The organism is Streptomyces yaizuensis (assembly GCF_034961445.1).
Classification (GTDB): Bacteria; Actinomycetota; Actinomycetes; order Streptomycetales; family Streptomycetaceae; genus Streptomyces; species Streptomyces yaizuensis.
In genome coordinates, this window is record NZ_BSBI01000017.1 from 122771 (window position 1) to 148998 (window position 26228).

At 73.1% G+C, this 26228-nt stretch carries 19 protein-coding genes; 13 read left to right on the plus strand and 6 right to left on the minus strand.

Translation table 11 applies throughout. The annotated features are described in order from the left end of the window. The first annotated feature begins 145 nt into the window (after nt 1-145). Nucleotides 146-1585, plus strand: a complete 1440-nt coding sequence (locus tag SYYSPA8_RS32385; RefSeq protein ID WP_323450974.1) for a gamma-aminobutyraldehyde dehydrogenase — start codon at nt 146-148, stop codon at nt 1583-1585. Between the two features lie 132 nt (nt 1586-1717). Here the strand turns inward: SYYSPA8_RS32385 and SYYSPA8_RS32390 are convergent, their stop codons facing one another. The 4 genes from SYYSPA8_RS32390 to SYYSPA8_RS32405 form a co-directional block, all read right to left on the minus strand. Continuing rightward, nucleotides 1718-2503 carry an SAM-dependent methyltransferase gene (locus SYYSPA8_RS32390; protein ID WP_323450975.1) on the minus strand — a complete coding sequence of 262 codons (786 nt, stop codon included), beginning with the start codon at nt 2501-2503 and terminating at the stop codon, nt 1718-1720. An 85-nt stretch (nt 2504-2588) separates the two neighbouring features. Continuing rightward, the gene (locus SYYSPA8_RS32395; RefSeq protein WP_323450976.1) at nt 2589-3353 is read right to left on the minus strand and encodes a glycerophosphodiester phosphodiesterase; all 765 of its coding nucleotides are present in this window, start codon (nt 3351-3353) and stop codon (nt 2589-2591) included. A gap of 32 nt (nt 3354-3385) precedes the next feature. Next, the gene (locus SYYSPA8_RS32400; protein WP_323450977.1) at nt 3386-4411 is read right to left on the minus strand and encodes an adenosine deaminase; all 1026 of its coding nucleotides are present in this window, start codon (nt 4409-4411) and stop codon (nt 3386-3388) included. A 135-nt stretch (nt 4412-4546) separates the two neighbouring features. Then, nucleotides 4547-5125, minus strand: coding sequence for an NADAR family protein (locus SYYSPA8_RS32405; protein WP_323450978.1), 579 nt, complete (start codon nt 5123-5125; stop codon nt 4547-4549). Nucleotides 5126-5419: 294 nt separating this feature from the next. Here SYYSPA8_RS32405 and SYYSPA8_RS32410 point away from each other — a divergent pair, with 294 nt between their 5' ends. From SYYSPA8_RS32410 to SYYSPA8_RS32445, 8 genes are all read left to right on the plus strand, one after another. Beyond that, on the plus strand, nt 5420-6931 hold the full coding sequence (locus SYYSPA8_RS32410; protein WP_323450979.1) for a gamma-aminobutyraldehyde dehydrogenase: 1512 nt from the start codon (nt 5420-5422) through the stop codon (nt 6929-6931). Nucleotides 6932-7199: 268 nt separating this feature from the next. After that, nucleotides 7200-8447, plus strand: a complete 1248-nt coding sequence (locus tag SYYSPA8_RS32415; RefSeq protein ID WP_323450980.1) for a polyamine ABC transporter substrate-binding protein — start codon at nt 7200-7202, stop codon at nt 8445-8447. Nucleotides 8448-8601: 154 nt separating this feature from the next. Continuing rightward, nucleotides 8602-9807 (plus strand): ABC transporter ATP-binding protein, encoded by a 1206-nt coding sequence (locus SYYSPA8_RS32420; RefSeq protein ID WP_323450981.1) that lies wholly within the window; start codon nt 8602-8604, stop codon nt 9805-9807. Next, on the plus strand, nt 9804-10748 hold the full coding sequence (locus SYYSPA8_RS32425) for an ABC transporter permease (RefSeq protein ID WP_323450982.1): 945 nt from the start codon (nt 9804-9806) through the stop codon (nt 10746-10748). Before SYYSPA8_RS32420 ends, SYYSPA8_RS32425 begins: the two co-directional genes overlap by 4 nt. Further along, a complete protein-coding gene (locus tag SYYSPA8_RS32430) occupies nt 10748-11548 on the plus strand; it encodes an ABC transporter permease (protein ID WP_323450983.1) in 801 nt (266 codons plus the stop codon). Before SYYSPA8_RS32425 ends, SYYSPA8_RS32430 begins: the two co-directional genes overlap by 1 nt. A gap of 50 nt (nt 11549-11598) precedes the next feature. Continuing rightward, nucleotides 11599-13014: an NAD(P)/FAD-dependent oxidoreductase gene (locus SYYSPA8_RS32435; protein ID WP_323450984.1), complete on the plus strand. Its 1416-nt coding sequence runs from the start codon at nt 11599-11601 to the stop codon at nt 13012-13014. A 154-nt stretch (nt 13015-13168) separates the two neighbouring features. Next, nucleotides 13169-13630, plus strand: a complete 462-nt coding sequence (locus SYYSPA8_RS32440) for a hypothetical protein (protein ID WP_323450985.1) — start codon at nt 13169-13171, stop codon at nt 13628-13630. 208 nt (nt 13631-13838) lie between these two features. Continuing rightward, on the plus strand, nt 13839-15677 hold the full coding sequence (locus SYYSPA8_RS32445) for a chitinase (protein WP_323450986.1): 1839 nt from the start codon (nt 13839-13841) through the stop codon (nt 15675-15677). On the opposite strand, the gene SYYSPA8_RS32450 is transcribed toward SYYSPA8_RS32445, so the two are convergent. Beyond that, the gene (locus SYYSPA8_RS32450; protein WP_323450987.1) at nt 15628-16209 is read right to left on the minus strand and encodes a phosphatase PAP2 family protein; all 582 of its coding nucleotides are present in this window, start codon (nt 16207-16209) and stop codon (nt 15628-15630) included. The two genes, SYYSPA8_RS32445 and SYYSPA8_RS32450, sit on opposite strands and share 50 nt — an antisense overlap. Before the next feature lie 481 nt (nt 16210-16690). Continuing rightward, entirely contained in the window at nt 16691-18025 is a 1335-nt protein-coding gene (gene gabT / locus SYYSPA8_RS32455) for a 4-aminobutyrate--2-oxoglutarate transaminase (protein ID WP_323450988.1), read from the minus strand. 345 nt (nt 18026-18370) lie between these two features. Between gabT and SYYSPA8_RS32460 the strand changes: the two genes are divergently transcribed. The 4 genes from SYYSPA8_RS32460 (at nt 18371) to SYYSPA8_RS32475 (ending at nt 26222) form a co-directional block, all read left to right on the plus strand. Continuing rightward, nucleotides 18371-20578 carry an ATP-binding protein gene (locus SYYSPA8_RS32460; RefSeq protein ID WP_407706129.1) on the plus strand — a complete coding sequence of 736 codons (2208 nt, stop codon included), beginning with the start codon at nt 18371-18373 and terminating at the stop codon, nt 20576-20578. Nucleotides 20579-20743: 165 nt separating this feature from the next. Next, nucleotides 20744-22348 carry a PucR family transcriptional regulator gene (locus SYYSPA8_RS32465; RefSeq protein WP_323450990.1) on the plus strand — a complete coding sequence of 535 codons (1605 nt, stop codon included), beginning with the start codon at nt 20744-20746 and terminating at the stop codon, nt 22346-22348. A 168-nt stretch (nt 22349-22516) separates the two neighbouring features. Continuing rightward, entirely contained in the window at nt 22517-23962 is a 1446-nt protein-coding gene (locus SYYSPA8_RS32470) for an aldehyde dehydrogenase family protein (protein WP_323450991.1), read from the plus strand. A 295-nt stretch (nt 23963-24257) separates the two neighbouring features. Beyond that, nucleotides 24258-26222: an acyl-CoA dehydrogenase family protein gene (locus SYYSPA8_RS32475; protein ID WP_323450992.1), complete on the plus strand. Its 1965-nt coding sequence runs from the start codon at nt 24258-24260 to the stop codon at nt 26220-26222. Nucleotides 26223-26228 lie beyond the last annotated feature (6 nt).

Below are 26228 nucleotides of genomic sequence, written 5' to 3' on the forward strand. Positions count from 1 at the left end.
AGCGATGAAATTCGTTGTCGATCACGATGAATAGCACTGAATCCGAAGGAGGGGCGGGTCAGGGCTGTCGAAAGCGTCACTCCTGGGTCTAGGGTGGGTGTCTCACCCATCGGACATTCGGAGATTCGGACAGGAGGGTGGCACAGTGACCACCGAGCTGCGTCGTCTGCGCAACTACATCAACGGGGAGTTCCGGGACGCCGCCGACGGCCGGACGATCGACGTCATCAACCCGGCCGACGGCGAGGTCTACGCCGTTTCCCCGCTCTCCGGGCAGGCCGACGTCGACGCCGCCATGGACGCTGCCGAGGCCGCCTTCCCCGCCTGGCGCGACACCACGCCGGCCGAGCGCCAGCGGGTGCTGCTGAAGATCGCGGACGCGGTCGAGGAGCGCGCCGAGGACCTGATCGCCTGCGAGTCGCAGAACACCGGCAAGCCGCTGGAGCTGGTCCGCACCGAGGAGATCCCTCCGATGGTGGACCAGATCCGCTTCTTCGCGGGCGCCGCGCGGATGCTGGAGGGCCGCTCCGCCGGTGAGTACATGGAGGGCTTCACCTCGATCATCCGCCGGGAGCCGGTGGGCGTCTGCGCGCAGGTCGCCCCGTGGAACTACCCGATGATGATGGCGGTGTGGAAGTTCGCCCCGGCGCTCGCCGCCGGCAACACCGTGGTGCTCAAGCCCTCCGACACCACCCCCGCCTCCACCGTGCTCCTCGCCGAGATCATCGGCGCGCTGGTGCCCAAGGGCGTCTTCAACGTCATCTGCGGCGACCGGGAGACCGGCCGTGCCATGGTCGAGCACCCGACCCCCGCGATGGCGTCCATCACCGGCTCGGTCCGCGCGGGCATGCAGGTCGCGGCCTCCGCCGCCAAGGACGTCAAGCGGGTCCACCTGGAGCTGGGCGGCAAGGCGCCGGTCGTGGTCTTCGAGGACACCGACATCGCCAAGGCCGTCGAGGACATCGCGGTCGCCGGCTACTTCAACGCCGGCCAGGACTGTACGGCCGCCACCCGTGTGCTGGTGCAGGAGTCCATCCACGACGCGTTCGTCGAGGCGCTGGCCAAGGCCGCCGCCGAGACGAAGACCGGCGCCCCGGACGACGCGGACGTGCTCTACGGCCCGCTGAACAACGCCAACCAGCTCGCCCAGGTGTCCGGTTTCATCGACCGGCTCCCGGCGCACGCCAAGGTCGAGGCGGGTGGCCACCGCGTCGGCGACAAGGGCTACTTCTACGCCCCCACCGTGGTCTCCGGCCTGAAGCAGGACGACGAGATCATCCAGAACGAGGTCTTCGGCCCGGTCATCACCGTCCAGTCCTTCGCCGACGAGGCCCAGGCCCTCACCTGGGCCAACGGCGTCGAGTACGCCCTCGCGTCCTCCGTCTGGACCAAGGACCACGCCCGTGCCATGCGCATGTCCAAGGCGCTGGACTTTGGCTGCGTGTGGATCAACACCCACATCCCGCTGGTCGCCGAGATGCCGCACGGCGGCTTCAAGAAGTCCGGCTACGGCAAGGACCTGTCGGCGTACGGCTTCGACGACTACACCCGGATCAAGCACGTCATGACCTCGCTCGACGGCTGATCACACGGATCCCCGGTCACCGGGGGCCCGGTGGTACGGATGAGGGGCGCGGGAGGACATCCCGCGCCCCTCGCCCGTACCGGGTACGCCTCACCCGCATCCGGTACGCCTCACCGCATCCGGTACGGGGAACTACGGCTTGATACCCACCGCGCCGTACTGCGCCACCAGCGCGGGCAACTCCCCGGCAGGGTCCGGGTGCCACCGGGAGCAGGACACCACGCCCGGGTCCAGGATCTCCAGGCCGTCCAGGAACGAGGTGATCTCCGCGCCGGTGCGGGCGGTGATCGGCGGGGTGGCGTTCTCGTTCCAGAAGGCCATCGCTTCCTCGTTGCCCTCGCCGCCCAGCTCCAGCGTCGGGTGGGTCACCACCAGGAAGCTCCCCGGGGGGACCGCGTCCATCAGGGTGCGTGTGATGGCGCGGGCCTTGCCGGTGTCCAGGACGAAGTTGAGGATGCCGAGCATGATCACGGCGACCGGGCGGTCGAGGTCGAGCGTCGGCTCCACCGCGCGCAGGATCCCCTCCGGGTCGTGGGCGTCGGCGTCCAGATACTCCGTACGCCCCTCGGGCGCGCTGCTGAGCAGGGCGCGGGCGTGCGCCAGCACGATCGGGTCGTTGTCGACGTAGACCACCCGGGAATCCGGCGCGACCCGCTGGGCGACCTCGTGGGTGTTCTCGGCGGTGGGCAGCCCCGTGCCGATGTCCAGGAACTGGCGGATGCCCCGCTCGCCGGCGAGCCGGGTCACCACCCGGCCCAGGAACGCCCGGTCGGCGCGGGCCACCTCGCCGATGCTCGGGTAGAGGCCGGTGATGTGGTCCCCGACCCTGCGGTCGACGGGGTAGTTGTCCTTGCCGTGCAGCCAGTGGTTCCAGACCCTGGCGTTGTGGGCGACGTCGGTACGGATCCTGTCGGTCATCTGCTGTGCTCCTTCGCCGGGGTGCGGGCCCGGCCGTCCATGATGCCGGAAGGATCAAGCAGGCCGTACGGCGGGGGAGTTCGGCTCAGTGGCCGGCGGCCCGGGCGGCTCCGGAGGCTTGGGCGGCGGCCCCGGCGGCCCGGGCGTCCTGCGTGGCGCCGGTGGCCAGGAGGACCGAGCGCAGGGTGCCGACCCGGTTGGTGGTGATCGAGTCGACGCCCGCCGCGACCAGGGCGCGCATGGAGCGCCGGGTGTCCGCCGTCCATGCGGAGACCAGCAGCCCCTCGCCGTGCACCCGGTCCGCGAGGGCCCTGCCGACCAGGCCGAAACGGTAGTTCAGGGTGCGCGGGCGGAGCGCCTGGAGCAGCACCGGGCGCGGCGGGGCGAGCGAGGTCCAGGTCAGGGAGATCTCGGCGGCGGGGTCGGCGTCCCGCACGGCGAGCATGGTGCGCGGCCCGGCGCAGTAGTACGCGCGCTCTTGGGCGCCCGCCTCCCGCACCACGCCCACCACCGTACGGACCGTCTCCGCGTCGGCGCCCGGCAGATCGATCATGACCCGGGGGCCGCCCAGGTCCGCGAGGACGGCCAGCGCCTCGGCGAGGGTGGGGACCCCGCCGCCGGTCACCCGGGCCACCTGCTCACGGGTCAGCGAGCCCAGCCGGCGGTCATGGCCCCAGAGCCGTTTCAGCGTGGCGTCGTGGAGCAGCACCGGGACTCCGTCCCGGGTGAGGCGGACGTCGATCTCGACGGCGTCCGCCCCGTTGCCGACGGCCGAGCGCAGCGAGGGCAGCGTGTTCTCCCGGACGAGGTACGGGTCCCCCCGGTGTCCTACGGCGGTGACGGTACGCATGGGCCCATTCTCCCCCGGGGTCCCGGCGCCGCTCAGCGGGTGAGCCAGGCGGTGGTGTACGTGTCGATCTCGGCGCTGATCCGGGCCTTGCCCGCCGGGTCCAGGAACGACGCCTCCACCGCGTTCTTCGCGAGGCCGGCGACGCCCCGCGCGTCGAGGTCGAGCAGGCGCGCGGCGACCGCGTACTCGTTGTTGAGGTCGGTGCCGAACATCGGCGGGTCGTCGCTGTTGATCGTGACGAGGACCCCGGCGGCGACCATCTCCCGGATCGGGTGCCGGTCGAGGTCGGGCACGGCCCGGGTGGCGATGTTCGAGGTGGGGCAGACCTCCAGCGGGATCCGCCGCTCGGCGAGGTGGGCGAGGAGCGCCGGGTCCTGCGCGGAGCTGGTGCCGTGGCCGATGCGCTCGGCCCGCAGCTCGGTCAGGGCGTCCCAGACGGTCTGCGGCCCGGTGGTCTCCCCGGCGTGCGGCACCGAGCGCAGCCCCGCCGCGATGGCCCGGTCGAAGTACGGCTTGAACTGCGGCCGGGGCACACCGATCTCGGGGCCGCCGAGACCGAAGGAGACCAGGCCCTCGGGGCGCAGGTCGACCGCGAGCCGGGTGGTCTCCTCGGCGGCTTCGAGCCCCGCCTCGCCGGGGATGTCGAAGCACCAGCGCAGCACGATCCCCAGCTCGGCCTCGGCCGCCTTGCGGGCGTCCTCGATCGCCGCCATGAAGGCCCGGTCCTCGATCCCGCGCCGGATGGAGCTGAACGGGGTGATGGTCAGCTCCGCGTACCGGATGTTCTGCCGGGCCATGTCCCGGGCCACCTCGAAGGTGAGCAGCCGGACGTCCTCGGGGGTGCGGATCAGGTCCACGACCGAGAGATAGACGTCGATGAAGTGCGCGAAGTCGGTGAAGGTGAAGTAGTCCGCCAGCGCGTCGGGGTCGGTGGGGACCCTGGAGTCGGGGTGGTGGGCGGCGAGTTCGGCGACGATACGGGGGGAGGCGGACCCGACGTGGTGCACATGCAACTCGGCCTTGGGAAGGCCGGCGATAAAGGTGTGCAGATCGGTCATCGGGTCCTCCGGAACGGTGTCAGTGGTGTCAGTGTCGGTGGCGGCTGCCGGCGTCGCGCACCTCATCGTAGGCGGCGGGCCCGCCGTGCCTCTGCCGGGCTCCCGCCGGTCTCCCGGCACCCTCGCCGGCTCACGTCAGCCCGCCTGGGCCCGCTGCCGCAGCTCCGCGCGGGCCGCCATCAGCGCGAACCCCAGCAGATTGAGCCCCTGCCAGCGCGCCGGGTCCTCGGCCCGCTCGTCGCCCGCGGCCAGCCCGATGCCCCAGATCCGGTCACGCGGGCTGGCCTCCACCAGCACCCGCTCCCCGGTCGTCAGCAGGAACTCCCGCAACTCCTCGTGCTGCCCGAACTTGTGCACACTGCCCGCGGTCACGACGGCGAACCGCTCGCGCGCCCATATCTCCTCGTCGAAGCCGCGCACCAGCCGGCCCGCCCGCTTGGCCTCGGCCGGGCTTCCCGCCGCCAGCGCCAGCGCCTCGGCCCGGGGATCACCGAACAGCCGGGCCTTGGCCGCCATCATCCAGTGCTCGGCCGTGGCGTACTCCACCCCGTCGACCGTGAAGGGCGAGGGCCACCACTGGCTCAGACAGCTCGGGCCGATCCGCCCGTCGTGGCGCGGCGCGTGCCCCCAGAAGTGCAGATACCTCACCCGCTCACCGGCGCCGGCCCGGTGGAGCAGCTCTGCCACGCACAACGGTTCCCTCGCGTCGTTCATGTCCAGAAGTCTGGCACCCGCCACTGACACTCCGTACGGTCCGGAGCCCGCAGACCCGACAGAAGGTCCACCGATTCCGTCGCGTGACCAAAAGGCAACAACGGAATCACTTGTTGCCCAGGGGGCCCTCTGCCAGGATCGGCACTCAATTCGCGCTGGGGCGACACCTCGGCACCCATCGGAGGAGCGTCCGGGGCCGCGGCCCGGCGGCGGAGGTTCCCCGGTGGTGTGCGGACCGGGGTCCTGCGAGCGGGGATGCCGGGAGCACGGAGAGCCGGGAGTACGGAGAGCGTCATGAGCAACCGCTACCAGGTGCCGGACCGTTTCGCGGCGGGCGCGCAGTTCATCGGCGGCCGGCTGCGGCCGGGCACCGCCGGATCCACGCAGGACGTCGTGGACCCCGCCACCGGCAGGACCGTCCATACGTACGCGGCGGCCGGCCCCGCCGACGTCGACGCGGCCGTCGCGGCGGCCCGCGCCGCCTTCCCGGCCTGGGCGGGCGCGACCCCCGGCGAGCGCTCCGACGCCCTGCACCGGCTCGCCGCCGTCCTCGCGGACCGCTCCGGCGACCTCGCCCGGACCGAAACCCTCCAGTGCGGCAAGCCCATCAGGCTGAGCGGCGAGTTCGACGTCCCCGGCACCGTCGACAACACGGCCTTCTTCGCGGGCGCCGCCCGCCATCTGCCCGGCCAGTCGGCCGGCGAGTACAGCGGGGACCACACCTCGTACGTCCGGCGCGGGCCCATCGGCGTCATCGGTTCCGTCGCCCCCTGGAACTATCCGCTCCAGATGGCCGCCTGGAAGATCCTCCCGGCGATCGCGGCAGGCAACACGATCGTGCTCAAGCCCGCCGAGATCACCCCGCTGACCTCGCTGATGTTCGCCGAGGCCGCACAGGAGGCGGGCATCCCCGACGGCGTGGTCAACATCGTCTCCGGCACCGGCCGCCGGGCGGGCGAGCACCTGGTGGCCCACCCGGACGTCGCCATGGTCTCCTTCACCGGCTCCACCGCCGTCGGCAAGCGGATCGCCGCGCTCGCAGGCGCTTCCGTCAAGCGGCTCCACCTGGAACTCGGCGGCAAGGCCCCCTTCGTGGTCTTCGACGACGCCGACGTGGAGGCCGCCGTGCGGGGCGCGGTCGCCGGCTCGCTCATCAACGCCGGTCAGGACTGCACCGCTGCCACCCGCGTCTATGTCCAGCGCCCCCTGTACGAGCGGCTGGCCGAGGGCATCGCCGATCTGATGGCGACCGTCCGCGCCGGCGACCCCTTCGACCCGGACACCGACCTCGGCCCCCTCGTCTCCCGGGTCCAGCGCGACCGGGTCGCCGCCGTGGTGGAGCGCGCCCGCTCGTACGCCACCGTCCGCACCCCGGGCACGGTCCCCGGCGGCGCGGGCGCCTACTGGCCGCCCACCCTGATCACGGACGCCCCCCAGGACAGCGAGGCCGTCCAGTGCGAGATCTTCGGCCCGGTCCTCGCCGTCCTGCCCTTCGACTCCGACGACGAGGGCATCGCGCTCGCCAACGACACCCCCTACGGACTGGCCGCCTCCGCCTGGACCCGGGACGTCTTCCGCGCCAACCGCGCCACCCGCGAGCTGGCGGCGGGCTGCGTCTGGATCAACGACCACATCCCCATCATCAGCGAGATGCCGCACGGAGGTTGGCGCGCCTCCGGCTTCGGCAAGGACATGTCGGTCTACTCCTTCGAGGAGTACACGCAGGTCAAGCACGTAATGTTCGACAATACGGGCGTGGCGTCGAAGGGCTGGCACGGTACGGTTCTCGGCGGACCGCGGGGCTGACCCCGCCGTCCGGCCGGTCCCCGGCGGACCGCTCCCACCGGGGATCCGGGCCCCAAACCCACCGGCGCCCACCCCGGAATCCGCCCGGAACCACCCCCGGTACCACCCCCCGGAACCGACCCGGCATCCTTGTGGCGCCGTACCGGCACCGGGCCGACCGGCTGGTACGCCCCCCACCGCACCACCCCGCACGGCACAGCCATGCACCGCACGACCCCACCCCCGACCGTCCCGCCCGCGCGGGCCTGACCCGAAAGGGCACAGCGTGATGGATCCCTACGAGCCCGACGGCCTGTCCGAGGCCCAGTCGGCGGCGATACGGCGCAGCATCGCCGGTGGCCGGGGCGCCCTCACCCGGCGGTCGCTGCTCCGCGCCTCGGGCGCCGGAGCGCTCGGCCTCGGCGCGCTCGCCGCCCTCGCCGGCTGCGGCATCCCGCCCGCCCGGCGGGACGGCGGCGGAGAGAACGCCGACGACCACTCCGCGAAGGAGAGGACCGTCGTCTTCTCCAACTGGACCGAATACATGGACGTCGGCGACGACAACACGTCCCGCCCCTCGCTCGCCGCCTTCACCCGGCGGACCGGGATCAAGGTCAAGTACACCGAGGACATCAACGACAACGTCGAGTTCTTCGGCAAGATCCGGCCACAGCTGGCCGCAGGACAGAGCACCGGCCGCGATCTGATCTGCGTCACGGACTGGCTGGCCGGCCGCATGATCAGCCTGGGCTGGGCGCAGAAACTGGACACCGCGCTGCTGCCCAACGCGTACGCCCGGCTCTCCGCGCAGTTCCGCGCCCCCGACTGGGACCCCGGCCGGGCCTACACCTACCCCTGGACCGGGATCTCCACCGTCATCGCCTACAACATCAAGGCGACCGGCGGGAAGACGGTCGACTCCGTCTCCCAACTGCTCGACGACCGCTCCCTCAAGGGCCGGGTCGGGCTGCTGACCGAGATGCGCGACACCGTCGGCATGGCCCTGCTCGACCTCGGCAAGGACCCCGCCCGCTTCACCGACGACGACTACGACAGCGCCCTGGCCCGCCTCCAGAAGGCCGTCGACAAGAAGCAGATCCGCCGCTTCACCGGCAACGACTACACCTCCGACCTCGGCAAGGGCGACCTCGCGGCCTGTCTCGCGTGGGCCGGTGACGTCATCCAGCTCCAGGCCGACAACCCGGACATCCGGTACGCCATCCCCGCCGCCGGATATCTCACCTCCACCGACAATCTGCTGATCCCCGCCGGGGCCCGGCGCCGCGCCAACGCCACCCGGCTGATCGACTACTACTACGAGCCCGCCGTCGCGGCCCGGCTCGCCGCGTACATCAACTACGTCTGCCCGGTCGACGGCGTCGCCGCCGAACTCGCCAGGATCGACCCCGCCCTCGCGAGCAATGCGCTGATCGTCCCGGACAAGGCCATGGCCGCCCGCTCGCACGCCTTCCGCTCGCTGACGAGCGAGGAGGAGAAGGCGTACGAGGAGAAGTTCGCCAAGCTCATCGGCGCCTGAGCGGCACGGCCCGTACCGATCGCACGGCCCGTACCGACCACACGGCCCGCACCGGCGCCCGAGCGGCACCGGCCCCCTCGGCGCCGGGCGCGCCGCCGGCCGGCCTCCACGCCCGGAACCCTCCGTTCACCCGCTACCACTGGGACCGCGACCCATGACCGAGACACCAGCGGGCGGCGATGTCCGCCTCGTGGGGATCAGCAAGACCTACCCCCACTCCGCCTCCACCGCCGTGCACCCCCTGGACCTGACCGTCCCCCAGGGCGCCTTCTTCGCCCTCCTCGGGGCCTCCGGCTGCGGCAAGACCACCACCCTGCGCATGATCGCCGGACTGGAGGACCCCACCACGGGCGCCGTCCTCCTCGGCGACCGCGACGTCACCCGGCTTCCGCCGCACAAGCGGCCCGTCAACACCGTCTTCCAGAGCTACGCCCTCTTCCCCCATCTGACGATCTTCGAGAACGTCGCCTTCGGCCTCCGCCGCCGGGGTGTGACCTCCGTGAAGAAGCAGGTGGCACAGATGCTGGACCTCGTCCAGCTCGGCGAGTTCGCCGGCCGCCGCCCGCACCAGCTCTCCGGCGGCCAGCAGCAGCGGGTCGCCGTCGCCCGCGCGCTGATCAACCACCCCCAGGTGCTGCTCCTCGACGAACCCCTCGGCGCGCTCGACCTCAAGCTGCGCCGCCGGATGCAGCTGGAGCTCAAGCGCATCCAGACCGAGGTCGGCATCACCTTCATCCATGTCACCCACGACCAGGAGGAGGCCATGACCATGGCCGACACCGTCGCGGTGATGAACGGCGGCCGGGTGGAACAGCTGGGCGCGCCCACCGAGCTGTACGAGACGCCGCGCACCGGGTTCGTCGCCAACTTCCTCGGGACGTCGAACCTCATCGCGGCCACGGTCACGGGCGTCTTCGGCGGCACGGTCACCGTCACGGCGGGCGGCACGGAGCTGAAGGTGCCGGCGGACCGCTGCGCCACCACGCCCTCCTCCGGCGGCCGGCTGCTCGTCGGCATCCGCCCGGAGAAGGTCTCCTTGGTCCACGCCGACGACGCCGCCGTGGCGGGCACGGTCCCCGACGGGCGGAACCGTTTCTCCGGAACCATCACCTCCGCCAGCTTCCTCGGCGTCTCCACCCAGTACGCCGTCGCCACCCCGGCCTGCGGAACGCTGGAGGTGTACGTCCAGAACACCGGGCGCGACAGCCGGCTGGCCCCCGGTGCCCCCGTCGTCCTGCACTGGGACCCCGAACACGCCTTCGGCCTCGACGGCACACAGCCCGACGCCGTAGAACCCGATCCCGTACAGCCCGATCCCGTACAGCCCGATGCCGCGGCGTCCACCGGGGAGCGCGCGTGACCACCACCACCGCGCCCCCGGCCCCCGGGGAATCCGCGCCCGCGCCCGCACCGGCCGAGCGCCGCCACCGGCCCCCGCTGCGCCGCGCCCTCGTGCCGTACTGGCTGCTGCTGCCCGGCATCCTGTGGCTGCTGGTCTTCTTCCTGCTGCCCCTCGTCTACCAGGCGTCGACCTCCGTCCAGACCGGCTCCCTGGAGGAGGGCTACCGGGTCACCTGGCACTTCCCCACCTACACGGACGCCCTCGCCGAGTACTGGCCGCACTTCGTCCGCTCGGTCCTGTACGCGGGCACCGCGACCGCCCTGTGCCTGCTGCTCGGCTATCCGCTCGCGTACCTCATCGCCTTCCGGGCCGGCCGCTGGCGGAACCTGCTGCTCGTCCTCGTCGTCGCGCCCTTCTTCACGAGCTTCCTCATCCGCACCCTGGCCTGGAAGACGATCCTCGCCGACAGCGGACCGGTGGTGGAGTTCCTCGACGCCACCGGCTTCCTCCACCTCACCGCGCTGCTCGGCATGACCGAGGGGGACCGGGTCCTCGCCACCCCCCTCGCCGTGGTCACCGGCCTCACCTACAACTTCCTCCCCTTCATGATCCTGCCGCTCTACACCTCGCTGGAACGGATCGACCCGAGGCTCCACGAGGCTGCCGGCGATCTGTACGCCGCCCCGGCCACCGTCTTCCGCAAGGTGACCTTCCCGCTCTCGCTGCCCGGCGTCGTCTCCGGCACCCTGCTGACCTTCATCCCGGCCAGCGGCGACTACATCAACGCCGAACTCCTCGGCTCCACCGACACCAAAATGGTCGGCAACGTCATCCAGTCGCAATTCCTGCGGGTGCTCGACTATCCGACCGCCGCCGCGCTCTCCTTCCTGCTGATGGCCGTGGTACTGATCGTGGTCACCATCTACATCCGGCGGGCCGGAACGGAGGAACTGGTCTGATGGCCTGGCTGAGACGCAATGTCGTCGTCCTCGCTGGACTGTGCACCCTCGCCTATCTGGTGCTGCCGAACATCGTCGTGATGGTGTTCTCCTTCAACAAGCCGGCCGGGAAATTCAATTACACCTGGCGTGAATTCTCCACCGACGCCTGGCGGGACCCGTGCGGCGTGCCCGACCTGTGCGGCTCGCTCGCGCTCTCGCTCCAGCTCGCCCTCTGGGCGACCCTCGCCGCCACCGCGCTCGGCACGATGATCGCCTTCGCCCTGGTCCGCTACCGCTTCCGGGCGCGCGGCGCCGTCAACGCGCTGATCTTCCTGCCCATGGCCATGCCCGAGGTGGTCATGGCCGCCTCCCTGCTGACCCTCTTCCTCAACCTCGGCGCCGAACTCGGCCCGCTCACCGTCCTCATCGCCCACATCATGTTCTGCCTCAGCTTCGTCGTGGTGGCGGTCAAGGCCCGGGTCCTGTCCATGGACCCCCGGCTGGAGGAGGCCGCCCGCGACCTCTACGCGGGGCCCGTGCAGACCTTTCTGCGGGTCACCCTGCCGATCGCCGCACCCGGAATAGCCGCGGGCGCGCTGCTCGCGTTCGCGCTCTCCTTCGACGACTTCATCATCACGAATTTCACCTCGGGCTCCACCGTCACCTTCCCGATGTTCGTCTGGGGCTCCGCACAGCGCGGCACCCCCGTACAGATCAATGTCATCGGTACGGCCATGTTCGCCATCGCCGTACTGATCGTGATCGCCGGACAGGTCATCACCGGCCGGCGAAAAAAGAACAGCGCATCCGCCCGCTGACGGACCGGCGCAAGGGCCCGGCCGCAGCGGACACCTAAGGAGTGGAAAGCATGGCCGCCAACGCCATGAACTTCGCACCATCCCTTGCCGACGCCACACCGACCCCCTACTGGCTGGACGATCCCGCCCGGCCTCCCGTACGGCCCGCCCTCACCGGCGACGAGCACTGCGACCTGCTCGTCGTCGGCGGCGGCTACAGCGGCCTGTGGACGGCGCTGCTCGCCAAGGAGCGCGACCCGGCCCGCGATGTCGTCCTGATCGAAGGACGGGAGGCGGGCTGGGCCGCCTCCGGCCGCAACGGCGGCTTCTGCGCCGCCTCCCTGACCCATGGCCTCGCCAACGGTCTCGCCCGCTGGCCCGGGGAGATCGCCGCCCTGGACCGGATGGGCGAGGACAACCTCGACGCCATCGAGCGGACGGTGGCCGACCACGCCATCGACTGCGACTTCGAACGCTCCGGCGCCATCGACGTCGCCACCCGCCCCCACCATCTGACCGAACTGACGGAGCTGTACGAGCGGGCCCGCGGGCTCGGCCTCGGCGACGGGCTCGCACTCCTGGACCGGGACGCGGTACGGGCCCGGGCGAACTCGCCGACCTTCCTCGGCGGCCTCGTCGACAGCCGGGGCACCGCGCTGCTCCACCCGGCGAAGCTGGCCTGGGGCCTCAAGCGCGTCTGCCTCGAACGGGGTGTCCGCATCCACGAGAACACCCCGGGGCAGCGGCTCGCCGCGACCGGCTCCGGGATGGCGGTGAGCACCCCGTACGGGAGGGTGTTCGCCCGCCGGGTCGCCCTCGGCACCAACGTCTTCCCCTCCCTGGTCCGCCGGGTGCGGCCGTACACCGTCCCCGTCTACGACTACGCCCTGATGACCGAGCCGCTGACCGAGGCCCAGCGGGACGCGATCGGCTGGCACGGCCGGGAGGGGCTGGCGGACGCGGCCAACCGGTTCCACTACTTCCGGCTCACCGCCGACCACCGGGTCCTGTGGGGCGGCTACGACGCGGTCTACCCCTTCGGCGGGCGGCTCAACGCCGACCTGGACCAGCGGCCCCGGACGTATCTGACCCTCGCGGGGAACTTCTTCCGCTGTTTTCCGCAGCTGGAGGGGGTCCGCTTCACCCACGCCTGGGGCGGGGCGATCGACACCTGCTCGCGGTTCTCGGCGTTCTTCGGCACCGCCCACCGGGGCCGGGTCGCCTACGCGGCCGGCTACACCGGGCTCGGCGTCGGCGCCAGCCGCTTCGGCGCCGACGTGATGCTCGATCTGCTGGCGGGGGAGCGCACCGGGCGCACCGCGCTGGAGATGGTGCGCACCAAGCCGCTGCCGTTCCCGCCGGAGCCCGTGGCCTGGGCCGGGATCGGGATCACCCAGTGGTCGCTGGCCCGGGCCGACGACCGGGGCGGCCGGCGCAACGCCTGGCTGCGGACCCTGGACCGGCTGGGGCTCGGCTTCGACAGCTGAACCCCCGTATGCCGCGTTCCGCTGTGCCCGGTGACGCGGGTCACCGCGGAAGAACCGCGGAAGGTGCGCCAACCCGCGTCATAACCGCCGCCCGTCCCGCTCTCCCCCCGTGAAGGCGCTTATCGCGCACGGGACGACGGACGGAGGCCGGGCGATGGCTGGCTCAGGGCCCAGGGCAGCGGTGGAGTGGCTGGTATCGGTGGCGCCCGACCCGGACGCCTGCCGGTGGGAGTGGGAGCGCAGTCCCCTGGGGATCACGCTGCTGCCCGCCGGGCACCGCTGGGACGTGCTCATCCTTCCGGGACGGCTGGGGTACCGCACCCTCGATGTGCTGAACCGGCTGGTCCACCGGACCGGTCCGGTACTCGCCGACTTCGGCGACGCCCGGCTCGGCTTCTTCGTACCGCCGGGGACCACCGGGCACTGGCTCGGCACCGGCATCCGGGGGGTCGGGGCGGGGAACTGGCTCGTGGTGCCGCATCCGGGGCGGGCCGCCGGCAGCGGCATCCGCTGGCTGGTCGCCCCGGACGGCTCCGGCGTCCTCACCGATCCGGAGCTGTTGGAGGCGGCGATGCACGAGGCGACGGCGCTCATCTCCCTGGACGAGGACGGGTGAGAGGGGCCGCCGTGTCCTGCCGCGGGCCCGGTGCGCCGGTCACCTCGGCCGGGTACGCCCCGCCGGGCAGGGCGGTCATGGCGGTGCCGACCGCCCTGCCCGCCGCCGCCGTGCGTGCCCACCTCCTGCGCGGAGTCTTGACAACCCCATTGGTCTGGACCAAATTGTGCGCGCTCCCACTTCCATCCCCCCACGTTCGGAGGCAGTTGTGGAACGCACCAGAGACCGGGCCGCGCGCTCCCCCCGCCGCAGGGGCCGCGGCCGGCTGACCGCCGTCCTCGCCGCCGTCGCACTCGCCGCCGGCGGGCTCGTGGCGACAGCCGGCCCCGCCCAGGCCGCCGACACCGAACTCGCCGTCAACGGCGGCTTCGAAGCGGGCCTCACGGGCTGGAGCTGCTCCGCCGGCAGCGGCAGCGCCGTCACCACCCCCGTCCGTACCGGCACGGGGGCGCTCAGAGCGACCCCGTCCGGCGGCGACAACGCCCGATGCACCCAGACCGTCACCGTCCAGCCCAACTCGGCGTACACCCTCAGCGGCTGGGTCCAGGGTGGCTACGCCTATCTGGGGGTGACCGGCACCGGCACCACCGACAGCTACGCCTGGACGCCGTCCGCTCCCAGCTACCAGAGGCTGTCCACCACCTTCCGCACCGGCGCCACCACCACCTCCGTCACCCTCTACACCCACGGCTGGTACGGCACCGCCGCCTACCACGCCGACGACATCTCCCTCTTCGGACCGGGTGGCGACCCGGTACGGGTCCCCGACGCGCCCACCGGCCTCGCCGCCGGAACCCCCTCGGCCACCTCCGTACCGCTGAGCTGGAACCCGGCCGCCCGCGCCACCGAGTACCACGTCTACCGGGGCGCCACCAAGGTCGCGTCGGTGAACGGCACCTCGACCACGGTCGGCGGGCTCACCCCCGAGACCGCGTACACCTTCCAGGTGAGCGCCGCCAACAGCGCGGGCGAGTCGGCGAAGTCCGCCGCCGTCAACGTGACCACCCCGGCGGGCGGCACCGGCGGCGGGCTCCCGCCGCACGCCCTCGTCGGCTATCTCCACAGCAGCTTCGCCAACGGCTCCGGCTACACCCGGATGGCCGACGTCCCCGACTCGTGGGACGTCATCAACCTCGCCTTCGGCGAACCCACCTCGGTGACCTCCGGCGACATCCGCTTCTCCCTCTGCCCGGTGACCGAGTGCCCGAACGTCGAGTCCGTCACCGAGTTCAAGGCGGCCATCAAGGCCAAGCAGGCGGCGGGCAAGAAGGTGCTGATCTCCATCGGCGGCCAGAACGGGCAGGTGCAGCTGGCCTCCACCGGCGCCCGGGACGCCTTCGTCACATCCGTCTCGCGGATCATCGACGAGTACGGGCTCGACGGCCTCGACATCGACTTCGAGGGCCACTCCCTCTCACTGAACACCGGGGACACCGACTTCCGCGCCCCGACCACCCCCGTGATCGTCAACCTGATCTCCGCGGTGAAGACCCTCAAGGCGCGCTACGGCCGTGACTTCGTGCTCACCATGGCGCCGGAGACGTTCTTCGTCCAGCTCGGCTACCAGTTCTACGGCTCGGGACCCTGGGGCGGCCAGGACCCGCGCGCCGGCTCCTACCTTCCGGTCATCCACGCGCTCCGGGACGATCTGACCCTGCTCCACGTCCAGCACTACAACTCCGGGCCGATCATGGGCCTGGACAACCAGTACCACACGATGGGCGCCGTCAACTTCCATGTCGCCCTGACCGACATGCTGCTCACCGGCTTCCCGGTGGCCGGCAACCAGTCCCGCGTCTTCCCGGCGCTCCGCCCCGACCAGGTCGCGATCGGTCTGCCGGCCTCCACCCACGCGGCGGGCGGCCACACCGTGCCCGGCGAGGTCACCCGGGCGCTGGACTGCCTGACGAAGGGCACCAACTGCGGCACCTACCGGCCGCGCGGCACCTATCCCGCCCTGCGCGGGCTGATGACCTGGTCGATCAACTGGGACCGCTTCAACCAGTGGCAGTTCTCGCGGAACTTCGACGCCTACGTCTGGAGCTGACCGCCCGGACGGCCGGGAGCAGCACCCCGCACCAGAGCAGCACACTGCCGATCACGTCCAGCGGCCAGTGGTACCCGCGCAGCACCAGACCGATGCCCGTCGCCAGGGTCAGCACCCCGGCGGCGGGCATCGCCCAGCGGATCCGGCCCTGGTACGGGGCGATCAGCAGGGCCGCGCCGGCATAGGCCACCAGGGCGGTCGCCGTGTGACCGGAGGGGAAGTGGCCGGTGGCGTCCGTCAGCGGGCCCGGCCGGTCGGTGAGCGCCTTCAGCGGGACGACGAGGGCGGGTACGGCGGCGAGGGCGGCTGCGCTCAGCAGCACCTCGTACCGCCGTGCCCGCCCGTCCCGCCACAGGGTGTACGCGGCGGCCAGCGCCAGGACCGGCAGGGCGAGGGCGACGCCGCCGAGGTCGGCGAGGAGTTCGGTGAGCGGCCGGGGGCCGTGGCCGACGGCGGTCCGGCCGATGCGCTCGTCCAGCCGGCGCAGCGGGCCGTCCGCCATCACCTGCCAGGTGACCAGGGCGAAGAGCACCGTACAGACGGCCGCGACGGCGGTGTGCCGCGCGGGCCGGGGGGAGCCGGGGCCGGGGAAGCGAAAGGCCGGCCGCTCCGGAACAGGGGGGGTAGTTCCGGAGCGGCCGACGGGACCGGGCCGCCGCAGGCCCCGGGGGGTTTGGGACGAGCGGCCATCCGATCGGTGAGGAGTTCCGGAGCCCGAAGCTCCGGTGGTGTGCGCAAGGGCACGACCGGAACTGGGCTGGGGAAGCCCCGGACCGGCATCGCTCGCAGTCCCCTGCGAGCGGGGTGTTTCTCTCATCTGCAGAAACCGTACGGCAGGCGGCGGGGGGACCGACAGCCGGATCTCCATCCCGCCATCGGGCCCCCACACGTTCTTCACAGGTAGTGACCGTTCCGCCGGAGCGGAGGGTGCCGGTCCAGGGCGGGCGGCGTCCGTTCGCCCCGGACCGTCACCCTGTGTCCCCGGCTGCCGTTCCCGGCGGCCGTCCCCCCGCTCAGAGGCGGGCGAGCGCCTGCTCGATGATGTCCAGGCCCTCGTTCAGCAGGTCCTCGCCGATCACCAGCGGCGGCAGGAAGCGCAGCACGTTGCCGTAGGTGCCGCAGGTGAGGACGAGCAGCCCCTCCGCGTGACACGCCTTCGCCAGCGCGGCGGCGGCCGCCGCGTGCGGCTCCTTCGTGGCCCGGTCCTGCACCAGCTCGATCGCGATCATCGCGCCACGGCCCCGGATCTCGCCGATGACCGGGAACTTCTCCTGCATCGCCGCCAGGCGGCCCTTCATGACCTCCTCGATGCGCCGGGCCTTCGCGTTGAGGTCCAGCTCCTTCATCGTCTCGATCGCGCCGAGGGCACCGGCGCAGGCCACCGGGTTGCCGCCGTACGTGCCGCCGAGGCCGCCCGGGTGCGCGGCGTCCATGATCTCCGCGCGGCCGGTGACGGCGGCGAGCGGCAGACCGCCCGCGATGCCCTTGGCGGTGGTGATCAGGTCCGGGACGACGCCCTCGTCCTCACAGGCGAACCACTGGCCCGTGCGGCAGAAACCGGACTGGATCTCGTCCGCGACGAAGACGATGCCGTTCTCGCGGGCGAACGCGGCGAGCGCCGGCAGGAAGCCCTTCGCGGGCTCGATGAAGCCACCCTCGCCGAGCAGCGGCTCGATGATGATCGCGGCGACGTTCTCGGCCCCGATCTGCTTGCTGATCTGGTCGATCGCCATGGCCGACGCCTCGGCACCGGCGTTCTCCGCCCCGGTCGGCCAGCGGTAGCCGTACGCCACCGGCACCCGGTAGACCTCGGGGGCGAACGGGCCGAAGCCCTGCTTGTACGGCATGTTCTTCGCCGTCAGCGCCATCGTGAGGTTGGTCCGGCCGTGGTAGCCGTGGTCGAAGACCACGACCGCCTGGCGCTTGGTGTACGCACGGGCGATCTTGACCGCGTTCTCGACGGCCTCGGCGCCGGAGTTGAACAGGGCGGACTTCTTGGCGTGGTCGCCCGGGGTCAGCTCGGCCAGCGCCTCCGCGACCTCCACGTACCCCTCGTACGGCGTGACCATGAAACAGGTGTGCGTGAAGTCCGCGAGCTGCGCGGAGGCCCGGCGCACGACGGCCTCGGCGCTCGCGCCCACGCTGGTGACGGCGATGCCCGAGCCGAAGTCGATCAGCCGGTTCCCGTCGACGTCCTCGATGATCCCGCCCCCGGCCCGCGCGGTGAACACGGGCAGCACCGACCCGACGCCCGCGGCGACCACGGCGCTGCGCCGGGCCTGGAGCTCGATCGACTTCGGTCCGGGAATCGCGGTGACGACGCGGCGCTCCTGGGGGATGGCGGTCATGGGGGCTCCTGGGTGTTCCGGGGATCCGCGCGATCAGGATCCGGGGTTCGGGGGCGGGGTTCCGGGTGCTGGCCCCGGGAGGGTGTTGCGGATCTCGTGGATTCCGTTATGCGCAGACCCTAGGGGTGGGGGAGCGGGGTGGGCATGCGCCGTTCGGGAGTGTTGGGGGTGAGGGGTTGTCCTCGCCGGACATAGGCGGGCCGGGGGCGATCTCCCGGTGACCCGATCCGGCCGGACGGGGCCGGCCCGGCCGAATCGGTGAACTGCCCCCGCCGGGACAGTAGATTGACGGGGCACAGGACGGGGCACAGAGCGGGCCTGGCTGGTCAGGGGGGAAGAGGGTTCATGGACACCGAAGGCGCATTCGACGCACGCGGCACGGGGCACGAGCCCGGGGCAGGGGTTCCGCCCCGCTCCCCGGACGGGCCCCCTGCCCCCGGCCCCGGGACACCGCCGCCGCCGTCCGTGCCGCCCGCCCGGGCCGTGCCTCCGGTGCCCCCCGCCGCGCCGCCCGCGGCCTCGTCACCGACCCCGCCGCCGATGCCCGGCCACGCCCCCGCCCCCCGGGCCGCCGTCGTCGACTGGCTGCGCACCCCCCGGCCCGCCGCCGACCCGGGGATCTGGCGCTTCGGCCACCGCCCCCGGGCCGCCGTCGAACCCGACCAGGTGCCCGCCCGCCGGCTCTTCGCCGGCGCCATCATCGCCCTCCTCAGCGGCTGGCTGTTCTGGTCGCTGCTCTGGAACGGCTACCTCGGCGACTACTGGATCTGGCCCCTCCTGGTCCTCACCCCGGACGCCTGGATGGCGGACGGGCGGACCTTCTCCATCGTCAGCGGCCTCTACTACGCCGCCGTCGGCGGCGGCCTGCTGGTCTTCTGCGCCCGCCTCGGCCATGTCTCCGAGATCTGGCACCGCTACGCCGGGCGCGGACGGCGCCAGGCCCCGCCCCGGCCCCGCACGCCCGACGCCGACCCCGTCGAATGGCCCGAGCTGCGGACCGCCGGGCTGACCGACGCCGCGCACCTCCTCACCGAGGCCACCCGTGCGGGCGCCCTCGGCGACGTCGACTACGCCAGGATCCGCACGGCCTGGCACTCCGCCCGCTCCCGGCCCGAGCTGCTGGCGTCGTTCGCCGACAGCGTGCGCGCGCGGGGCGCCGGCGCCTGCGTCCACCCCTCCGGAGCGCGGGACCTGCCCCGGCGGACGGCCGTCCACGACCTGGCCACCGGGCAGGTGCGGATCGGGACCGCCGTCGACGACCCCCGCAACCCCTACCCCCGCCGCACCACCGGAGTCGCCCTCGACCCCGCGCTCCTGGGGACCTCGCTGCTCGCCGTCGGCCCGTCCGGCGTCGGCAAGAGCGACCGGCTGGTGCGGCCCGTCGTGGAGTCGCTGTGCCTGCTCGCGCTGGCCAACCGGGCCGCCGTGGTCGCCGTCACCGCGCAGGGCGCGGGACTCGCCCCCGACGACGCCTTCGACCTGGTCATCGCCCTCGGCCGGGCCGGAGCCACGCACGACCTGGACCTCTACGGCGGCGCCGACGACCCCGACGAGGCGGCCCGCACCCTCGCCGAGGCGCTGATCGGCGATCTCGCGGCGGGGCTCCCCGGCGGCGAGAGCGGCCGCGCCGCCACCGCGCTGGCCCAGCTGATCGGCCCCTACCGGAGCGTCCACGGCCGCTTCCCCGCCGTACCGGAACTGCGCGAGCTGCTGGGCGGGGTGCCCGCTGTGATCGACGGGCTGCGCGAGGCGCTGCGGCGGCAGGCGGGCCCGGGAGCCGCCGCCCAGCTGCGCGAGCTGGATGCCCGGGAACGGCAGGCCGCCCGCGCCGACGATGTCGGCGTGCTCCTCGCGGAGCGGATCGCCTTCCTCGACCGCCCCGCCTTCGCCCCCTTCTTCCGTACCGACGGCACCGGACGGCAGTTCTCGCTGCGGGCCGTCGAACACCCCCTCCGGGTCCGGATCGACCTCCCCGAACGCGGCCACGCCGAGGCGTCCCGGATCATCGCCCGGCTGGTGCTCGCCCAGTTCGCCGAGGCCGCGCTCGCCCGTACCGACCGGTCGCTCTTCGCGGCCCTGGTGCTCGACGACGCCATGGCCGCCGTCACCCCCGACGCGGTCCGCGCCATCCAGCGGCTGCGCTCCGCCAACGCCGGTGTGGTGCTCGCCCTGCGCACCCTGGAGGAGGTCCCCGAGTCCCTGCGCGGACCGCTGCTGGGCGCGGTCGGCTGCCGGATGGCGTTCGCGGGGCTCGCGCCCTGGGACGGCAACCGGTTCGCCGAGGCCTGGGGCACCGAATGGGTGCAGACCCGCGATGTCACCAACCGGCAGATCCTCTCCGACGAACCCCTCACCAAGGCGATGCACCTGATGCGCCGCCTGGTCACCGGCAAGGCCGTCACCGCCGAGGCCGTCACCGTCCGCGAGGTTGAACGGGCCCGCTGGTCCGCCTCCGACCTCGCCCACCAGGTGCCCGCCGGGCACGCCGTCCTCTCGCTGACGACCGTACGGGGGGAACACGCCCCGCCCCTGCTGGTGGACCTGCGGGGCTGACCCCGGGCCGGGGACACGCGTCCGCGCCCGAGGCAACCGCCCCGACCGCTACGGGCTGGCAGAATCGGATCCGCCACCCCGACGGGACGGAGCACGGGGCGGGGCGAAGGCCCCGGCCGGCGCGCCGTCCCTCCCGGCCCCGCCCGGTCGCCGACTGAAGGTCCCATGCCGCCCACTCTCGCCTCCCTCGTCCAGCACTCGGCGCTCCGGCTGACCGTCCGCGCCGGAGCGGACCGACTGGCGACCCCGGTCCGCTGGGCCCACGTCAGCGAGCTGGCCGACCCCGTTCCCTATCTGGAGGGCGGCGAGCTGCTGCTCGTCACCGCCATGACCCTGGACGCCGAGGACCCCGAGGCCATGCGCCGCTATGTGCGCCGGCTCGCCGGGGCGGGCGTCGTCGGCCTCGGCTTCGCGATCGGCGTGAACTACGACGACATCCCCGACGCCCTGCTCGAAGCGGCCCGCGAGGCGGACTTCCCGCTGCTCGCGGTGCCCCGCAGGACTCCGTTCCTCGCGATCAGCAAGGCCGTGTCGGCGGCGATCGCGGCCGATCAGTACCGTGCGGTCACCGCCGGTTTCGAGGCCCAGCGCGAGCTGACCCGGGCCGCGCTCACCGGCGGGGCCGCCGCGGTCGTCGCCCGCCTCGCCGCCCACGTCGACGGCTGGGCCGCCGTGTACGACCGCTCCGGCGCCGTGACCGCCGCCGCGCCCGAGTGGGCCGCCCGCCGGGCCGCCCGGCTCACCGCCGAGGTGACCCGGCTGTGGGAGCGGCCCGCTCCCGGCAGCGCCGTCGTCGCCGACACCGGCGACGACCGGGTGGAACTCCAGTCGCTGGGCACCGGACGGACGGCGCGCGGCATCCTCGCCGTCGGCACCGGTGCCGCGCCGGGCACGGCGGAGCGGTACGCGGTGCACTCGGCCGTCGCCCTGCTCACCCTCGTCGGCGAGCGCTCCCGCTCGCTCCAGGAGGCCGAGCGGCGGCTCGGCGCGGCCGTGCTCGGCATGCTGCTCTCCGGGGAGCCCGACCACGCCCGCGCGGTGGCCGGAGACCTCTACGGCACACTGCTCGACGCGCCCTTCCGGCTGCTGATCGCGGAGCCCGCCGGCGACGCCGCCCCCGCGACCGGCGGCGGGGAGGCCGGGGACGGGAGCCCGCTCCAGGATCTCGCCGACGCCCTGGAGGCCGCCGCGTCCCGCGCGGGCGAGGCGCTGCTGGCCGTCCCCACGGGCGCGGACCGGCTCGTGGTCCTCGCCACCGACGGCGGCGCCGTGCTCGCCGAGTGCGCCCGTGCCCACACCGCCCGGGAGGCCGACGAGACCCGGGTGGCCGCCGGCCTGTCCGCCCCGGCCGGGCCGAGCGCGGCGGGCACCGCGTACCAGCAGGCCGAACAGGCCCTCTCGGTGGCCAGACGGCGCGGCCTCGCCCTGGTCGAGCACCAGGAGCTGGCCTCCGGTTCGATCGTGCCCCTCCTCGCCGACGACGCGGTCCGCGCCTTCGCCCAGGGCATGCTGCGCGATCTGTACGCGCACGACGCGACGGGCCGCGGCGACCTGGTGGCCTCCCTGCGGGCCTGGCTCTCCCGCCACGGCCAGTGGGACGCGGCGGCGGCCGACCTGGGCGTGCACCGGCACACCCTGCGCTACCGCATGCGCCGGGTGGAGGAGATCCTGGGCCGGTCGCTGGACGACCCGGACGTCCGGATGGAGCTGTGGCTCGCGCTCAAGAGCAGCCCGGGACCGGGCCCGGCCGCCCGTCCCGCCAAACCGTAGGACCGCCCGCCCCACCCAGCCACAGGATCGCCCGCCCCGACCGCCGGGGCCGCCCTGCCAAACCGTAGGGAAGGCGACCCCCACCACTCCACCCCGGACAAGCGCCCGATGGGCCTCCCGGTCCTACCGTGGTCGGACGCACCCCATCTATCTCGGAAGGGCCGGGACATGACCTCCACCCACGCCTTCTGGCTCGCCGGCCGCCAGGCCACCGGCGAGACCTCCTTCGACGTCACGAACTCGTGGGACGGGCGGCTCGTCGGCACGGTCTCCGTCCCGACCCAGGCCCAGGTCGAGGAGGCCGTCGCCGCCGCGTACGCGGTCCGTGACGAGTTCGCCGCCACCCCGGCGCACGTACGCGCCGCCGCCCTCGACCACGTCTCCCGCCGGCTGGCCGAGCGCACCGAGGAGATCGCGCGGCTGATCTCCGCCGAGAACGGCAAGCCGATCAAGTGGGCGCGGGGCGAGGTCGGCCGCGCCGTCTCCGTCTTCCGGTTCGCGGCGGAGGAGGCCCGCCGCTTCAACGGCGGCGAGGCCCAGCGGCTGGACACCGACGCGGGCGGCACCGGCCGGCTCGCGCTGACCCGCCGGATCCCCCGGGGCGTGGTCCTCGGCATCGCGCCGTTCAACTTCCCGCTAAACCTCAGCGCCCACAAGGTCGCCCCCGCGATCGCGGTCGGCGCGCCGATCATCCTCAAGCCCGCCCCGGCCACCCCCATCTCCTCGCTGATCCTCGGCGAGCTGCTGGCCGAGACCGACCTCCCGGCCGGCTCCTGGTCGGTGCTGACGGTCCCCAACGACCGCATGCCCGCCCTGGTGCAGGACGAGCGCCTGCCCGTGATCTCCTTCACCGGCTCCGGGCCCGTCGGCTACGCGATCATGGACTCGGTGCCGCGCAAGCACTGCACCCTGGAGCTGGGCGGCAACGGCGCGGCCGTCGTCCTCGGCGACTGGAACAGCGAGGCCGACCTCGACTGGGCGGCGAGCCGGATCGCCACCTTCTCCAACTACCAGGGCGGCCAGTCCTGCATCTCGGTCCAGCGGGTCATCGCCGACGCCTCGGTGTACGACCGGCTGCTGCCGAAGATCGTCGCGGCGGTCGAGGCCCAGGTCACCGGCGACCCCTCCGACGCGGCCACCGATGTCGGCCCGCTGGTCAGCGAGGACGCGGCCCGCCGGGTCGAGTCCTGGGTGGACGAGGCCGTCGCCGCCGGGGCGAAGCTGCTCGCCGGCGGGGTGCGCGACGGTGCCACGTACGCCCCGACCGTGCTCACCGAGGTCCCCTCCGGTGTCACCATCGCCTGCGAGGAGGTCTTCGGCCCTGTCCTCACCGTGACCCGGGTGGACGGCGAGGCCGAGGCGTTCGCCGCCGTCAACGACTCCCCGTACGGGCTCCAGGCGGGTGTCTTCACCCACGACGTGCGGACGGCGTTCCGCGCCCACCGCGCGCTGGAGGTCGGCGGCGTGATCGTCGGCGATGTGCCCTCGTACCGCGCCGACCAGATGCCGTACGGCGGGGCCAAGCAGTCCGGCGTGGGCCGCGAGGGCGTCGCGCACGCCATGGCGGACTACACGTACGAGCGGGTGCTCGTCCTGACCGGTCTGGCCCTCTGACGGACGAAGGACCGGACGAAGGATCGGACGAAGGACCACAGGTCCACGGCCGGAGCCCACTGTGCGGGGGCTCCGGCCGTTCCCGTGCCCCGGCCGTCGTCTTCGCGGGGGTCCCGTGCCACCGTCACGTTCCGCTGTCGCCCGACCGAGGTAAGGAGACTGGTGGCGGGGTCCGGAATCAGGTAGTACGGACGAGTAGCACCAACCGGTACAGGGCTCGGCCCCGAGCCCCGGCCCGCCCGGCCGCGTCCGGCGTCACGGGCCCCGGCTCCCGACTCGCGGCGAGGTGAACCTCATGACCGCACCACTGGAGAAGAACCGGCCCGACCGGCCCCCCAAGGTCAGCGAGCGCGAGGCCCGGCAGGTCGCCGAGGCCGCGCGCGAACGGGACTGGCGCAGGCCCAGCTTCGCCAAGGAACTCTTCCTGGGCCGCTTCCGGCTCGACCTCATCCACCCCCATCCGCTGCCCGCCGCGCCGGACACCCGCCGGGGCGAGGAGTTCCTGACCCGGCTGCGGGAGTTCTGCGAGAACGACATCGACGGGGCCCGCATCGAACGCGACGCGAAGATCCCCGACGAGGTGATCGAGGGCCTGCGCCGGCTCGGCGCCTTCGGTATGAAGACCGACATCAAGTACGGCGGTCTCGGGCTCACCCAGGTCTACTACAACAGGGCGCTGGCCCTCGTCGGCTCGGCCAGCCCCGCCCTCGGCGCACTGCTCTCCGCGCACCAGTCGATCGGCGTGCCCCAGCCGCTGAAACTCTTCGGCACCGACGAGCAGAAGGACACCTTCCTGCCCCGGCTCGCCGCCGGCGACATCTCCGCGTTCCTCCTCACCGAGCCCGATGTCGGCTCCGACCCCGCCCGGCTGGCCACCACCGCCGTCCCCGACGGCGACGACTACCTCATCGACGGCGTCAAGCTGTGGACCACCAACGGCGTCGTCGCCGACCTGCTGGTGGTGATGGCCCGGGTGCCCCGGTCCGACGGGCACCCCGGCGGGATCACCGCCTTCGTGGTGGAGGCCGCGAGCGAGGGCGTCACCGTCGAGCACCGCAACGCCTTCATGGGCCTGCGCGGTCTGGAGAACGGGGTCACCCGCTTCCACCGGGTCCGGGTCCCGGCCGCCCACCGCATCGGCCCGGAGGGCGCCGGGCTGAAGATCGCGCTCACCACCCTCAACACCGGCCGGCTCTCGCTGCCCGCGATGTGCGCCGGCGCGGGCAAGTGGTGTCTGAAGATCGCCCGGGAGTGGTCCGCCGCCCGCGAGCAGTGGGGCAAGCCGCTCGCCCGCCACGAGGCCGTCGGCACCAAGATCTCCTTCATCGCCGCCACCACCTTCGCCCTGGAGGCCGTGCTCGACCTCTGCTCCCAGCTGGCCGACGAGGACCGCAACGACATCCGGATCGAGGCGGCCATCGCCAAGCTGTACGGCTCGGAGATGGCCTGGCGGATCGCCGACGAGCTGGTGCAGATCCGGGGCGGCCGGGGCTACGAGACCGCCGACTCGCTGGCCGCCCGCGGCGAGCGCGCCGTCCCCGCCGAGCAGATGCTGCGCGATCTGCGCATCAACCGGATCTTCGAGGGCTCCACCGAGATCATGCATCTGTTGATCGCCCGGGAGGCCGTCGACGCCCATCTCACCGTGGCGGGCGATCTGATCGACCCCGACAAGACCCTCGGCGACAAGGCGCGCGCGGGCGCGGCGGCCACCGCGTACTACGCCCGCTGGTTCCCGAAGCTGGTCACCGGACCCGGCCGGGTGCCGGGGTCGTACGGCGAGTTCCACCCCGCCGGGCACGCCGACCTCTCCGCCCATCTGCGCTATGTCGAGCGCTCCTCGCGCAAGCTGGCCCGCTCGACGTTCTACGCCATGTCCCGCTGGCAGGGCCGGATGGAGACCAAGCAGGCGTTCCTCGGGCGGATCGTCGACATCGGCGCGGAGCTGTTCGCGATGAGCGCCGCCTGTGTCCGCGCGGAGCTGCTGCGGGGCGGCGGGGAGCACGGCCGGGAGGCGTACCGGCTCGCCGACGTCTTCTGCCGGCAGGCCAGGCTCCGGGTCGAGGAGCTGTTCGGCAGGCTCTGGTCCAACACCGACGACATCGACCGCCGGATCGTGGACGGGGTGCTCGCGGGCCGGTACGCGTGGCTGGAGGAGGGGATCGTCGACCCCAGCGGGGACGGCCCCTGGATCGCGGACGCGGAGCCCGGCCCGTCCGTACGGGAGAACGTGCACCGCCCGATCCACCCGGACAGCTGAGCCCGC

Bases quoted from the DNA above. Each gene is read 5' to 3' on its own strand.
- SYYSPA8_RS32470 (WP_323450991.1), top strand. From the start codon at position 22,517: ATGACCTCCACCCACGCCTTCTGGCTCGCCGGCCGCCAGGCCACCGGC.
- SYYSPA8_RS32400 (WP_323450977.1), bottom strand. From the start codon at position 4,411: ATGACCGATCTGCACACCTTTATCGCCGGCCTTCCCAAGGCCGAGTTG.
- SYYSPA8_RS32410 (WP_323450979.1), top strand. From the start codon at position 5,420: ATGAGCAACCGCTACCAGGTGCCGGACCGTTTCGCGGCGGGCGCGCAG.
- SYYSPA8_RS32435 (WP_323450984.1), top strand. From the start codon at position 11,599: ATGGCCGCCAACGCCATGAACTTCGCACCATCCCTTGCCGACGCCACA.
- SYYSPA8_RS32405 (WP_323450978.1), bottom strand. From the start codon at position 5,125: ATGAACGACGCGAGGGAACCGTTGTGCGTGGCAGAGCTGCTCCACCGG.
- gabT (WP_323450988.1), bottom strand. From the start codon at position 18,025: ATGACCGCCATCCCCCAGGAGCGCCGCGTCGTCACCGCGATTCCCGGA.
- SYYSPA8_RS32465 (WP_323450990.1), top strand. From the start codon at position 20,744: ATGCCGCCCACTCTCGCCTCCCTCGTCCAGCACTCGGCGCTCCGGCTG.
- SYYSPA8_RS32415 (WP_323450980.1), top strand. From the start codon at position 7,200: ATGGATCCCTACGAGCCCGACGGCCTGTCCGAGGCCCAGTCGGCGGCG.
- SYYSPA8_RS32430 (WP_323450983.1), top strand. From the start codon at position 10,748: ATGGCCTGGCTGAGACGCAATGTCGTCGTCCTCGCTGGACTGTGCACC.
- SYYSPA8_RS32390 (WP_323450975.1), bottom strand. From the start codon at position 2,503: ATGACCGACAGGATCCGTACCGACGTCGCCCACAACGCCAGGGTCTGG.
- SYYSPA8_RS32440 (WP_323450985.1), top strand. From the start codon at position 13,169: ATGGCTGGCTCAGGGCCCAGGGCAGCGGTGGAGTGGCTGGTATCGGTG.
- SYYSPA8_RS32460 (WP_407706129.1), top strand. From the start codon at position 18,371: ATGGACACCGAAGGCGCATTCGACGCACGCGGCACGGGGCACGAGCCC.
- SYYSPA8_RS32395 (WP_323450976.1), bottom strand. From the start codon at position 3,353: ATGCGTACCGTCACCGCCGTAGGACACCGGGGGGACCCGTACCTCGTC.
- SYYSPA8_RS32475 (WP_323450992.1), top strand. From the start codon at position 24,258: ATGACCGCACCACTGGAGAAGAACCGGCCCGACCGGCCCCCCAAGGTC.
- SYYSPA8_RS32420 (WP_323450981.1), top strand. From the start codon at position 8,602: ATGACCGAGACACCAGCGGGCGGCGATGTCCGCCTCGTGGGGATCAGC.